This window comes from Terrisporobacter hibernicus (assembly GCF_020809405.1).
Taxonomy (GTDB): Bacteria; Bacillota; Clostridia; order Peptostreptococcales; family Peptostreptococcaceae; genus Terrisporobacter; species Terrisporobacter petrolearius.
This window is the reverse complement of record NZ_CP081135.1, coordinates 1,795,945-1,808,491: the sequence shown is the minus strand read 5'-3', so window position 1 is coordinate 1,808,491 and position 12,547 is coordinate 1,795,945. Positions and strand designations below refer to the sequence as shown.

The 12,547-nt window shown below is 34.2% G+C and carries 21 protein-coding genes; all 21 read left to right on the top strand.

Annotation, left to right across the window (positions count from 1 at the left end; genetic code table 11):
• The first annotated feature begins 58 nt into the window (after positions 1 to 58).
• The 21 genes from fusA (at position 59) to rpsE (ending at position 12,540) form a co-directional block, all read left to right on the top strand.
• Positions 59 to 2,125, top strand: a complete 2,067-nt coding sequence (gene fusA / locus JW646_RS08810; RefSeq protein WP_074920436.1) for an elongation factor G — start codon at positions 59 to 61, stop codon at positions 2,123 to 2,125.
• A 101-nt stretch (positions 2,126 to 2,226) separates the two neighbouring features.
• Complete coding sequence (tuf, locus tag JW646_RS08805; protein WP_228417295.1) at positions 2,227 to 3,420, top strand: elongation factor Tu; 1,194 nt, start codon at positions 2,227 to 2,229, stop codon at positions 3,418 to 3,420.
• 371 nt (positions 3,421 to 3,791) lie between these two features.
• On the top strand, positions 3,792 to 4,103 hold the full coding sequence (rpsJ, locus tag JW646_RS08800) for a 30S ribosomal protein S10 (protein ID WP_018590366.1): 312 nt from the start codon (positions 3,792 to 3,794) through the stop codon (positions 4,101 to 4,103).
• 94 nt (positions 4,104 to 4,197) lie between these two features.
• Positions 4,198 to 4,827, top strand: a complete 630-nt coding sequence (rplC, locus tag JW646_RS08795; RefSeq protein WP_074920365.1) for a 50S ribosomal protein L3 — start codon at positions 4,198 to 4,200, stop codon at positions 4,825 to 4,827.
• Between the two features lie 27 nt (positions 4,828 to 4,854).
• Positions 4,855 to 5,478 (top strand): 50S ribosomal protein L4, encoded by a 624-nt coding sequence (gene rplD / locus JW646_RS08790; RefSeq protein ID WP_018590368.1) that lies wholly within the window; start codon positions 4,855 to 4,857, stop codon positions 5,476 to 5,478.
• Entirely contained in the window at positions 5,478 to 5,768 is a 291-nt protein-coding gene (gene rplW, locus JW646_RS08785; RefSeq protein WP_074920366.1) for a 50S ribosomal protein L23, read from the top strand. Before rplD ends, rplW begins: the two co-directional genes overlap by 1 nt.
• 29 nt (positions 5,769 to 5,797) lie before the next feature.
• Entirely contained in the window at positions 5,798 to 6,628 is an 831-nt protein-coding gene (gene rplB, locus JW646_RS08780; protein WP_074920367.1) for a 50S ribosomal protein L2, read from the top strand.
• 54 nt (positions 6,629 to 6,682) lie between these two features.
• Positions 6,683 to 6,964 (top strand): 30S ribosomal protein S19, encoded by a 282-nt coding sequence (rpsS, locus tag JW646_RS08775; RefSeq protein ID WP_074920368.1) that lies wholly within the window; start codon positions 6,683 to 6,685, stop codon positions 6,962 to 6,964.
• Positions 6,965 to 6,997: 33 nt separating this feature from the next.
• Positions 6,998 to 7,333 (top strand): 50S ribosomal protein L22, encoded by a 336-nt coding sequence (rplV, locus tag JW646_RS08770; RefSeq protein WP_018590372.1) that lies wholly within the window; start codon positions 6,998 to 7,000, stop codon positions 7,331 to 7,333.
• Between the two features lie 21 nt (positions 7,334 to 7,354).
• Positions 7,355 to 8,167 (top strand): 30S ribosomal protein S3, encoded by an 813-nt coding sequence (gene rpsC, locus JW646_RS08765; RefSeq protein WP_074920369.1) that lies wholly within the window; start codon positions 7,355 to 7,357, stop codon positions 8,165 to 8,167.
• A 31-nt stretch (positions 8,168 to 8,198) separates the two neighbouring features.
• Positions 8,199 to 8,630: a 50S ribosomal protein L16 gene (rplP, locus tag JW646_RS08760; protein WP_018590374.1), complete on the top strand. Its 432-nt coding sequence runs from the start codon at positions 8,199 to 8,201 to the stop codon at positions 8,628 to 8,630.
• A 1-nt stretch (position 8,631) separates the two neighbouring features.
• Positions 8,632 to 8,835, top strand: coding sequence for a 50S ribosomal protein L29 (gene rpmC / locus JW646_RS08755; protein WP_018590375.1), 204 nt, complete (start codon positions 8,632 to 8,634; stop codon positions 8,833 to 8,835).
• 23 nt (positions 8,836 to 8,858) lie between these two features.
• On the top strand, positions 8,859 to 9,113 hold the full coding sequence (gene rpsQ, locus JW646_RS08750) for a 30S ribosomal protein S17 (protein ID WP_018590376.1): 255 nt from the start codon (positions 8,859 to 8,861) through the stop codon (positions 9,111 to 9,113).
• Positions 9,114 to 9,138: 25 nt separating this feature from the next.
• Positions 9,139 to 9,507, top strand: a complete 369-nt coding sequence (gene rplN / locus JW646_RS08745) for a 50S ribosomal protein L14 (protein ID WP_018590377.1) — start codon at positions 9,139 to 9,141, stop codon at positions 9,505 to 9,507.
• A 22-nt stretch (positions 9,508 to 9,529) separates the two neighbouring features.
• Positions 9,530 to 9,835 carry a 50S ribosomal protein L24 gene (gene rplX / locus JW646_RS08740; protein WP_026255079.1) on the top strand — a complete coding sequence of 102 codons (306 nt, stop codon included), beginning with the start codon at positions 9,530 to 9,532 and terminating at the stop codon, positions 9,833 to 9,835.
• 25 nt (positions 9,836 to 9,860) lie between these two features.
• Positions 9,861 to 10,403 carry a 50S ribosomal protein L5 gene (rplE, locus tag JW646_RS08735; protein ID WP_074920370.1) on the top strand — a complete coding sequence of 181 codons (543 nt, stop codon included), beginning with the start codon at positions 9,861 to 9,863 and terminating at the stop codon, positions 10,401 to 10,403.
• A gap of 17 nt (positions 10,404 to 10,420) precedes the next feature.
• Positions 10,421 to 10,606, top strand: a complete 186-nt coding sequence (locus JW646_RS08730; protein ID WP_018590380.1) for a type Z 30S ribosomal protein S14 — start codon at positions 10,421 to 10,423, stop codon at positions 10,604 to 10,606.
• Between the two features lie 31 nt (positions 10,607 to 10,637).
• Positions 10,638 to 11,036, top strand: a complete 399-nt coding sequence (gene rpsH, locus JW646_RS08725) for a 30S ribosomal protein S8 (RefSeq protein WP_074920371.1) — start codon at positions 10,638 to 10,640, stop codon at positions 11,034 to 11,036.
• Between the two features lie 29 nt (positions 11,037 to 11,065).
• On the top strand, positions 11,066 to 11,608 hold the full coding sequence (rplF, locus tag JW646_RS08720; RefSeq protein ID WP_074920372.1) for a 50S ribosomal protein L6: 543 nt from the start codon (positions 11,066 to 11,068) through the stop codon (positions 11,606 to 11,608).
• A gap of 35 nt (positions 11,609 to 11,643) precedes the next feature.
• Entirely contained in the window at positions 11,644 to 12,012 is a 369-nt protein-coding gene (rplR, locus tag JW646_RS08715; protein WP_148558543.1) for a 50S ribosomal protein L18, read from the top strand.
• 21 nt (positions 12,013 to 12,033) lie between these two features.
• Positions 12,034 to 12,540: a 30S ribosomal protein S5 gene (gene rpsE, locus JW646_RS08710; RefSeq protein ID WP_074920374.1), complete on the top strand. Its 507-nt coding sequence runs from the start codon at positions 12,034 to 12,036 to the stop codon at positions 12,538 to 12,540.
• The last annotated feature ends 7 nt before the right edge of the window (positions 12,541 to 12,547 follow it).

Below are 12,547 nucleotides of genomic sequence, written 5' to 3'. Positions count from 1 at the left end.
ATAAAGAATAGAATTTGTTTGATATGAAATAATAAAGGATATCTTAAGGAGGATAACCATGGCTAGACAGTTTCCTTTAGAGAAAACAAGAAATATAGGAATAATGGCTCATATAGATGCAGGAAAAACTACTACTACAGAAAGAATCCTGTTCTATACTGGACAAACTCATAAAATAGGAGAAACTCATGAAGGAGCTTCTCAAATGGACTGGATGGAGCAAGAAAAGGAAAGAGGTATAACAATAACTTCTGCCGCTACTACTGCTCAATGGAAAGGTCATAGAATAAATATAATAGATACTCCAGGACACGTGGATTTCACTGTTGAAGTTGAAAGATCTCTAAGAGTTCTTGATGGTTCTGTTGCTGTATTCTGTGCTAAAGGTGGGGTTGAACCTCAATCTGAGAACGTATGGAGACAAGCAGATAACTACGAAGTACCTAGAGTAGCATTCGTAAATAAAATGGACATCATGGGTGCGGATTTCTACAATGTTGTACAAATGATGAAAGACAGATTAAACGCAAATGCTGTACCAGTTCAATTACCGATAGGTAAAGAAGATTGGTTAGAAGGTGAAGTTGACTTAGTAGAAATGTGTGCTCACATATACAAAGACGACTTAGGAAGAGAAATAGAAAGAACTGAAATACCTGAAGATATGAAAGAGTTAGCTGCTGAGTGGAGAGAAAAATTAGTTGAAGCTGTAGCTGAAACTGACGAAGAGTTAATGATGAAATATCTTGAAGGTGAAGAGTTCTCAATAGAAGAAATAAAAAGTGCTATAAGAAAAGCTACTATAGCATGTGAAATGAACCCGGTATTCTGTGGTTCTGCATACAAAAACAAAGGTGTTCAGTTATTATTAGATGGTGTTATTGATTACCTACCAGCTCCAACTGATATACCGGCTATAAAAGGTGTATTAGAAAATGGAGATGAAGATGAAAGACACTCATCTGATGAAGAACCATTCTCAGCTTTAGCATTCAAAATAATGACTGACCCATTCGTTGGGAAGTTAGCATTCTTCAGAGTTTACTCTGGTGTAATGCAAGGTGGATCTTATGTTCTTAACTCTACTAAAGGTAAGAGAGAAAGAATAGGTCGTATACTTCAAATGCATGCTAATACAAGAGAAGAAATAACAGAAGTATATGCTGGAGATATAGCTGCAGCAGTAGGTCTTAAAGATACTACTACTGGAGATACTTTATGTGATCCTGCTAGCCCAATAATACTTGAATCTATGGAATTCCCTGAAACAGTTATATCTGTTGCTATAGAACCAAAATCTAAAGCGTCTCAAGAAAAAATGGGTGTAGCTCTTCAAAAACTAGCTGAGGAAGATCCAACTTTCACAGTTAAGTCTGATGAAGAAACAGGACAAACTATAATATCAGGTATGGGTGAACTACACTTAGAGATAATAGTTGATAGATTATTAAGAGAATTTAAAGTAGAAGCTAATGTTGGTGCTCCTCAAGTTGCTTACAGAGAAACTATAACTCAACCAGTTGATGTAGAGTACAAATACTCTAAACAATCAGGTGGTAGAGGACAATACGGACATGTTAAACTTAGAGTTAACCCACAAGAGCCAGGTCTTGGATACAAATTCGAAAACAAAACTGTTGGTGGATCTGTACCTAAAGAATATGTTGGACCAACTGACGCTGGTATACAAGGTGCTATGCAATCTGGTTTAGTAGCTGGTTACCCAGTTGTTGACGTTGCTGTTGAATTGTATGATGGTTCTTACCATGAAGTCGATTCATCAGAAATGGCGTTCAAAATGGCTGGTTCAATGGCTATGAAAGAAGCTCTTAAAAAAGGTAATTCAGTATTACTTGAGCCATTCTTCAAAGTTGAAGTTGTTACTCCAGAAGAGTACATGGGAGACGTTATGGGAGGACTAAACTCTAAGAGAGGTCTAATCCAAGGTATGGAAGCTAGAAGCGGAGCGCAAGTTATAAATGCATTCGTTCCACTTTCAGAAATGTTCGGATACTCTACTGAATTAAGATCTACTACTCAAGGTAGAGCTACTTACACAATGATATTTGATCACTATGAGCAAGTTCCAGCAAATGTTGCTAAGAAAGTTGCTGAAGGTAGATAATAATTATTTATCTTATAAATAAATAAATTAGTAAGACGAGGTTTATCCTCGTCTTATGATAATAAATTATAATAATAAAATATATTAGGAGGTATTTCACAATGGCTAAGGCTAAATTTGAAAGAAATAAACCACACGTTAATATAGGAACAATAGGTCACGTTGACCACGGTAAAACTACATTAACAGCTGCAATAACAAAAACATTATTTGATAGATATCAATTAGGAGAAGCTGTAGATTTCGCTAACATAGATAAAGCTCCAGAAGAAAGAGAAAGAGGAATCACAATATCAACAGCTCACGTTGAATACGAAACTCCAAACAGACACTACGCTCACGTTGACTGCCCAGGACATGCTGACTACGTTAAAAACATGATAACAGGAGCAGCTCAAATGGATGGTGCTATATTAGTTTGTTCAGCAACTGATGGACCAATGCCTCAAACAAGAGAGCATATACTATTATCAAGACAAGTTGGTGTACCATACATAGTAGTATTCTTAAACAAATGCGACATGGTAGACGACGAAGAATTATTAGAGTTAGTTGAAATGGAAGTAAGAGAATTATTAAGCGAGTATGAATTCCCAGGAGATGACACTCCAATAATAAGAGGATCTGCATTAAAAGCATTAGAAGATTCTTCATCAGAGTGGGGAGACAAAATAGTTGAATTATTCGAACAAATAGATGAGTATATACCAGCTCCAGAGAGAGATGTAGATAAGCCATTCTTAATGCCAGTAGAAGACGTATTCTCTATAACAGGAAGAGGAACAGTTGCTACAGGTAGAGTAGAAAGAGGAGTATTAAAAGTACAAGACGAGGTTGAATTAGTTGGATTAACTGAAGAGCCAAGAAAAGTTGTTGTAACTGGTGTAGAAATGTTCAGAAAATTATTAGATAGCGCACAAGCTGGAGATAATATAGGAGCATTATTAAGAGGTGTTCAAAGAGATGATATCGAAAGAGGACAAGTATTAGCTAAGCCAGGTTCAGTTAATGCTCATACAAAGTTCACTGCAGAGATATATGTTCTTAAAAAAGAAGAAGGTGGAAGACATACTCCATTCTTCGATGGATACAGACCACAATTCTACTTCAGAACAACAGACGTAACAGGAGCTTGTAAATTACCAGAAGGAACAGAAATGGTAATGCCTGGAGATAACGTAACTATAGAAGTTGATTTAATAAACTCTATATGTGTTGAAGAAGGACTAAGATTCGCCATCAGAGAAGGTGGAAGAACAGTAGCTTCAGGAGTTGTAGCAACAATAGTAGAATAATCTATAAACAGGTTATTTATATATAGAAATAAAGAGGGGGTTAAACCTCTCTTTTTTTGTATACAATAGTTGACAAGTGGGTAAAAAAATTATATACTAATCAAGTCGTTGTAAGAAAAAAAGATGAAATTTTTTGGAATACAAAGATCAAAAAAATAATGTATACAAAAAATAAAAAAATGTCTTGAAAAAAAGTTAATAATAAGATAAAATATAATAGTGTGCTTGAGAGATACGAATTATAAGGAAAGAGAATTGGTCTTGAAATTTTAATATTTTTACTTTTAAAAACAGGAACACCCGGAACTGTGTATCGGTATTGAAAAAATAAAGACTGATGATAAACAAGCGAAGAAGGAGGGAAATAAAACATGGCTAAAAATGAAAAAATAAGAATAAGATTAAAATCTTATGATCACAAATTATTAGATTTTTCTGCTGGTAAAATAGTTGAAACTGCTAAAAAAGCTGGATCACAAGTTTCAGGACCTGTGCCACTACCAACAGAAAAGCAAGTAGTTACTATATTAAGAGCTGTTCATAAATATAAAGATTCTAGAGAGCAATTCGAAATAAGAACTCACAAAAGATTAATAGACATAACAAACCCAACACCTAAGACTGTTGATTCTTTAATGAAATTAGACTTACCAGCAGGTGTTGATATAGAAATAAAGTTATAAGAACAAACACCTAAGATATTATCCTATAAGGTGACTATCTTAGAATGATTACCCAATTAGGTAATCCGCTGTAAGAATTATAGGAGGTGCTAATATGAAAGGAATATTAGGAAAAAAAATAGGTATGACTCAAGTATTTACTGAAGCTGGTGAAGTAATTCCAGTAACAGTTGTTGAGGCAGGACCAGTTGTTGTAACACAAGTTAAAACAATAGAAAATGATGGATACAATGCAGTTCAAGTAGGTTTTGTAGATGCTAAAGAAAAATCTTTAAACAAACCTCAAAAAGGACATTTAGCTGCAGCTAACACATTAAAAAAACATTTAAAAGAATTCAGAGTTGAATCTGTAGATGCTTATACAGTTGGACAAGAAATAAAAGCTGACGTATTCGCTACAGGTGAAATGATAGATGTAACAGGAATATCTAAAGGGAAAGGATTCCAAGGTCCAATAAAGAGACATGGTCAATCAAGAGGTCCTGAATCTCACGGTTCTAGATACCACAGAAGACCAGGTTCAATGGGAGCTTGTTCTTACCCAGGTAGAGTTTTCAAAAACAAAAAACTAGCTGGACACATGGGTAGCGTTAAAGTTACAGTTCAAAACTTAGAAGTAGTAAGAGTTGATGCTGAAAAGAACTTTATATTAGTTAAAGGTGCTATACCAGGAGCTAAAGGTTCAGTAGTAACAATAAAAGAAGCAGTTAAGGCTTCTAAATAAGACTAACCTAAGAAAGGAGGATGCACAATGCCAAAATTAAATGTATTGAATATGAATGGACAAAATGTTGGTGAAATAGAATTAGCAGATTCTATATTCAATGTTGAAGTTAACGAACATGTTTTATATGAAGTAGTTAAAAACCAACTTGCAAATAAAAGACAAGGTACTCAATCTGCAAAAACTAGAGCAGAAGTTAGAGGTGGCGGAAGAAAACCTTGGAAACAAAAAGGAACAGGTAGAGCAAGACAAGGTTCTATAAGAGCTGTACAATGGATAGGTGGAGGAGTTGCTTTTGCACCAAAACCAAGAAATTACAGATATACTTTACCTAAGAAAGTAAGAAGATTAGCTATGAAATCTGCTTTATCTTCAAAAGTACAAAACAACGAAATAATAGTATTAGATGCTTTAACTATGGAAGCTCCTAAAACTAAAGATTTCGCAGCTGTATTAAAAAACATAAATGCTGGTAAAAAAGCTTTAGTAGTAATGGCTGAAAAAAATGAAAACGTAATAAAATCAGCAGCAAATATACAAGGTGTTGAAACTGCATTAGTTAATACTATAAATGTTTATGATATCTTAAAATACGATTCTTTCGTAATAACAACAGATGCTGTTAAAAAAGTGGAGGAGGTGTACGCATAATGACTAATCCACACGATATAATAATAAAACCAATCGTTACAGAACAAAGTATGGCTGAAATGGCTGAAAACAAATACACATTTGTAGTAAGCAAGAAAGCTAATAAAACTGAAATAAAAAAAGCTGTAGAAACTATATTCGGAGTTAATGTTGATAAAGTAAACACATTAAACTACGATGGAAAAGTTAAAAGAATGGGTAGAAGTGTAGGAAGAACTGCAAGTTTCAAGAAAGCGGTAGTTAAGTTAACTGCTGATTCTAAAGAAATAGAATTCTTCCAAGGAATGTAATACCTTAATTAACATAAGGAGGATAAAAGATGGCTATTAAAAAGTTTAAACCAACTTCTCCTGCCTTAAGACAAATGACAGTTTTAAAATCTGATGAGATAACAACTAACCAACCAGAGAGATCTCTTTTAATTTCTTTAAAGAAGAACTCTGGTAGAAATGCTCACGGTAAAATAACTGTTCGTCACAGAGGTGGAGGAAACAGAAGAAAATATAGAGTAATAGATTTCAAAAGAAATAAAGATGGAATACCTGCAAAAGTTGCAACTGTTGAATATGATCCAAACAGAACTGCTAACATAGCTTTATTAAACTATGCTGATGGTGAAAAAAGATATATATTAGCTCCAGTTGGAATTAAAGTAGGAGATACTTTAATGTCAGGACCAGATTCTGATATAAAACCAGGTAATGCATTAGTATTAAAAAATATGCCAGTTGGTACAGTAATTCACAACATAGAATTAAAACCAGGAAAAGGAGCTCAGTTAGTTAGATCTGCTGGTGTTTCTGCTCAATTAATGGCTAAAGAAGGAACAAAAGCTTTATTAAGATTACCATCAGGAGAAATGAGATACGTTTCTATAGAGTGTAAAGCTACTATAGGACAAGTTGGTAATGTAGAACATGGAAATATTGTTATAGGTAAAGCTGGTAGAGTTAGACACATGGGTATAAGACCTACAGTTAGAGGATCTGTAATGAACCCTTGCGATCACCCTCACGGTGGTGGTGAAGGTAGAGCTCCAATCGGTAGATCTGGACCAGTTACTCCATGGGGTAAACCTGCACTTGGATACAAAACTAGAAAGAAAAACAAAGCATCTAATAAATTAATAGTTTCAAGAAGAACTAAATAATAGATGATTAAATAGATTTTATGGATTTATTTTACTCAGAGAGGAGGAAATTAGATGTCAAGATCAACTAAAAAAGGACCTTTTATACATGCGAGACTTTTAAAGAAAGTTGAAGCTATGAATGAATCAGGAAATAAGGAAGTTATAAAGACTTGGTCAAGAAGTTCAACAATATTCCCTCAAATGGTAGAACACACTATAGCTGTTCACGATGGGAGAAGACATATACCTGTATATGTAACAGAAGATATGGTTGGACATAAATTAGGAGAATTTGTTCCTACTAGAACGTTCAAAGGACACAAAGACGACGAAAAGAGTAACAAGAGAAGATAATACCATTCTTACTAAGGAAGGAGGATATTAAAAATGGAAGCAAAAGCAATTGCAAAATACGTACGTGTATCTCCAAGAAAAGCTGGACAAATATGTTCACTTGTTAGAGGTAAAAACGTTGATGAAGCATTAGCGATATTAAAATTCACTCCAAGAGGTGCTGCTGCAGATATAGCAAAAGTTGTAAAATCTGCTAAAGCAAATGCTGAAAACAATCACGAAATGAATGCTGAAAATTTATATATAGAATCAATAGTTGCTAACCAAGGGCCAACAATAAAGAGATTTATGCCTAGAGCTCAAGGTAGAGCTACTATGATAAGAAAAAGAACTTCTCACATAGAAGTAATAGTTAAAGAAAAAAAATAGTCACAGATAGGAGGGAAATAAATGGGACAAAAGGTTAACCCACACGGATTAAGAGTCGGTGTTATAAAAGATTGGGATTCAAGATGGTTCACAACTGATAAAAAAGAGTTCGGAGCGTTATTATTAGAAGACCACAATATACGTAAATTCTTAAAGAATAAATTATACTCTGCTGGAGTTGCTAAAATAGAAATAGAAAGATCTGCTAACAAAATAAAATTAGATCTTCATGTTGCTAAGCCAGGTGTTGTTATAGGAAGAGCAGGGGCTGGAATAGAAGCATTAAAAGCTGAGTTAGAAAAAATGACTAAGAAAAATATAATAGTAAACATAGTTGAGGTAAGATATATAGATAAGAATGCTCAACTAGTTGCTGAAAACATAGCTTTAGCTATAGAAAGAAGGGTTGCTTTCAGAAGAGCTATGAAACAAGCTGTTCAAAGAGCACTTAAAGCTGGAGCTAAAGGTATAAAAGTTTCTGCATCAGGTAGACTAGGTGGAGCTGAAATGGCTAGAACTGAAGGATATAGTGAAGGAAACGTACCTCTTCAAACTTTAAGATCTGATATAGACTACGGATTTGCTGAAGCTGATACTACTTATGGAAAAATAGGTATAAAAGTTTGGATCTGTCATGGTGAAGTATTACCAACTAAAAACGGAATAAATCCAAGAGAAGAAAGAAAAGATAATAGAAGAGATAGAAGAGACAATAAAAGAGATAATAGAAGAAGAGATTCTAGAGGAACTGATAGAAGAGGTCAAAGACCACAACAAGGACAAAGACCTCAAGGACAAAGACCTCAAAGAACTGAAAACAAAGGTAATAAATAATTAGTAAGGTTCGAGGAAGGAGGAAACACTCATGTTAATGCCAAAAAGAGTAAAACGTCGTAGAGTTCATAGAGGAAGCATGGCTGGTAAAGCTCAAAAAGGTAACAAAGTTACTTACGGAGAGTTCGGTTTAATGGCTATGGAAGCGTCATGGATAACTTCTAATCAAATAGAAGCTGCCAGAATAGCTATGACTAGATATATAAAAAGAGGCGGGAAAGTTTGGATAAAAATATTCCCACATAAGCCAGTAACAAGAAAACCAGCTGAAACTCGTATGGGTGCTGGGAAAGGTTCTCCAGAATACTGGGTAGCCGTAGTTAAACCAGGAAGAGTTATGTTCGAATTAGCAGGTGTAGATGAAGAAAAAGCTAGAGAAGCTATGAGACTTGCTGCACATAAACTTCCAATAAAATGTAAATTTGTTAAAAAAGAAGATTTAGAAGTAAAGGGTGGTGAATAGGATGAAAGCTAAAGAACTAAGAGATTTAACAAGCGAAGAGCTAATTAGCAAATTAAATGACTTCAAAAGTGAATTATTTAGCTTAAGATTCCAATTAGCTACTGGTCAATTAGAAAATACAGCGAGAATTAAGTTTGTTAAAAAAGATATAGCTAGAGTTAAAACTATCCTTGCTGAAAGAAAGTTAAACGAAACTAGAGCTTAATTTGGAGAGGAGGCTTTTTAAACATGGAAAGAGGAAGAAGAAAAGTTAGAATAGGCCGTGTTGTAAGTAACAAAATGGATAAAACTATAGTAGTTGCTGTTGAAGATTTCGTGCGTCATGAGTTATATAACAAGCCTGTTAAAAGAACTAAAAAGTTCAAGGCTCACGATGAAAACAATGTATGTTCAATCGGAGATAGAGTTAAGATAATGGAAACTAGACCTTTATCAAAAGATAAATATTTCAGACTAGTAGAAGTTATCGAAAAGGTTAAATAGTTTTTGGAAAAGGAGGTATTACGATATGGTACAACAAGAATCACGTTTAAAAGTTGCTGACAATTCTGGTGCAAAGGAACTTTTATGTATCCGTGTATTAGGTGGAAGTAAAAGAAGATATGGTAACGTTGGTGACGTAATCGTTGCTACTGTTAAAAGTGCAACACCTGGTGGAGTTGTAAAAAAAGGTAAAGTTGTTAAAGCTGTTATAGTTAGAACAAAAAAAGGTATGAAGCGTAACGACGGATCTTATATAGCATTTGATGAAAATGCTGCAGTTATAATAAAAGATGACAAAACTCCAGTAGGAACTCGTATATTCGGGCCTGTTGCAAGAGAGTTAAGAGATCATGAATTTATGAAAATAGTATCTCTTGCTCCAGAAGTACTATAATAAGGAGGTGCAATAGGACATGATGCGTGTTAAAAGAGAAGATACAGTTGTTGTTATAGCTGGTAAAGATAAAGGTAAAACTGGGAAAGTTGTTAAAGTATTCCCTAAGACTAATAAAGTAATAGTTGAAGGTGTGAACGTAGTAACTAAACACCAAAAACCAAGTGCTATAAACCCACAAGGTGGAATAGTAAACAAAGAAGCTGCTATACACGTTTCAAATGTAATGCCAGTTGATCCTGAAACAGGAAAAGGAACAAGAGTTAGATTTGAAATGAAAGACGGAAAAAAAGTTAGAGTAGCAGTTAAGAGCGGAAAAGAAATATAATATAGCTTGAAAGGAGGGACCTTAAATGGCTTCTAGATTACAAGAAAAATACAATAAAGAAGTTGCTCCAGCTATGATGGAGAAATTTGGATACAAAAACATAATGGAAATACCTAAATTAGATAAAATAGTTATCAATATGGGTGTTGGAAATGCTAAAGAAAATCCAAAAGGATTAGAAAAAGCAATAGAAGAAATGGAAATAATATCTGGACAAAAACCAGTTATAACTAAAGCTAGAAAATCAGTAGCTAACTTCAAATTAAGAGAAGGTATGCCAATAGGTGCAAAAGTTACATTAAGAGCTGATAAAATGTACTACTTCTTAGATAAATTAGTTTCTGTTTCTTTACCAAGAGTTAGGGACTTCAGAGGAATTAATCCTAACGCTTTCGATGGTAGAGGAAACTACGCTTTAGGTGTTAAAGAGCAATTAATATTCCCTGAGATAGAATATGATAAGATAGATCAAGTTAGAGGAATGGATGTAATATTCGTTACTACAGCTAAAACAGACGAAGAAGCTCGTGAATTATTAAAATTATTAGGAATGCCATTTTCTAAATAATTAAAGGAGGGATTCCAGTGGCTAGAAAAGCGATGGTTGTAAAACAACAAAAAAAGCAAAAGTATTCAACAAGAGAATACACTAGATGCTCAATATGTGGTAGACCACATTCTGTAATAAGAAACTTTGGTATATGCCGTATATGCTTCAGAGAATTAGCTTATAAAGGTCAAATACCTGGTGTAAGAAAAGCAAGTTGGTAAGATTTTTTTAAACTGAAAGGAGGTTTTCAATATGACAATGACAGATCCAATTGCAGATATGCTAACTCGTATAAGAAATGCGAACACTGTTAAGCATGAAACTGTTGACGTTCCAGCTTCTAACATAAAGAAAGAGATAGTTAGAATCTTATTAGAAGAAGGTTTCGTTAGAGGTTATGATGTTATAGAAGATGAGAAACAAGGAATAATAAGAATACAATTAAAGTACGGACAATCAGGCGAAAGAGTTATACAAGGTATAAAGAGAATATCTAAACCTGGTATGAGAGTTTATACAAATGCTTACGAAGTACCAAAGGTATTAAATGGATTAGGAATATCTATAATATCTACTTCAAAAGGTATATTAACTGATAAACAAGCAAGAAAAGAAAATGTTGGTGGAGAAGTAATCTGCTACGTTTGGTAATCAATCGAACTAAGTAAGGAGGTGCGACTATGTCAAGAATAGGTGTTAAACCAATAACAGTACCAGCTGGTGTTGAAGTTACTATAGCTGCTGATAATACAGTAACTGTAAAAGGACCTAAAGGAACTTTAACAAACCAATTTGATGGTGCTTTAACTATAAAACAAGAAGGAAATGTTATAACTGTTGAAAGACCAACAAATAACAAACAACACAGATCATTACACGGGTTAACTAGAACATTAATAGATAATATGGTAGTAGGAGTTAATACTGGTTTCGAAAAGAAATTAGAATTAGTAGGTGTTGGATACAGAGCACAAAAACAAGGAAATAAATTAGTTATGAACTTAGGATACTCTCATCCAGTTGAGATGGTAGATCCAGAAGGAATAACTGTAGAAGCTCCAAATCAAACTGAATTAGTAGTAAAAGGTATAGACAAGCAATTAGTTGGTAACTATGCTGCTAAAATAAGAGATTGGAGAAAACCAGAGCCATACAAAGGTAAAGGTATAAGATACGCTGGTGAAGTTGTAAGACGTAAAGAAGGTAAAACTGGTAAAAAGTAAGCCTAACTAAATAAAGGTTGAAAGGAGTGAGCTCAATGTTAAAGAAAGCTGATAAAAATGCTATAAGACTTCAAAGACATAAGAGAGTAAGAAGAAAAATATCTGGAACTACTCAAAGACCAAGATTATGTATATTTAGAAGTTCAAACAATATATACGCTCAAATAATAGATGACACTAATAGAGTAACTCTTGTTGCTGCTTCTTCTTTAGAAGCTGATGTAAAGGGTGCTGTTAATCATACAGGAAACAAAGACGCAGCTAAATTAGTTGGACAATTAGTAGCTAAGAAAGCTGTAGAAAAAGGTATAACTGAAGTTGTATTTGACAGAGGTGGATACTTATATCATGGAAGAATAAAAGAATTAGCTGAAGCTGCAAGAGAAGCTGGTCTTAAATTCTAATTAAAAAGGAGGGACATGCACATGCGTCGTAAATTAATAGATGCGAGACAACTAGATTTACAAGAGAAAGTTGTTGAAGTTAGACGTGTTACTAAAGTTGTTAAAGGTGGTAGAAACTTTAGATTCGCAGCTTTAGTAGTTGTTGGAGATGAAAACGGACACGTTGGAATAGGTTCTGGAAAAGCTATGGAAGTTCCAGATGCTATAAGAAAAGCAGTAGAAGATGCTAAAAAGAATCTTATAAGAGTACCTATGGTAGGAACTACTATACCTCACGAAGTTATCGGACACTTCGGTGCTGGAAGAATAATAATAATGCCAGCTCAAGAAGGTACAGGAGTTATCGCTGGTGGTGCTGCTAGAGACTTATTAGAATTAGCTGGATTAAAAGACGTTAGAGCGAAATGCTTAGGAACTAGAAATCCAAGAAACTTAGTAAATGCTACAATAGAAGGACTTAGATCTCTTAAGACAGCTGAAGATGTAGCTGCACTAAGAGGTAAAAAAGTTGAAGATCTTTTAGGCTAAGGAGGTA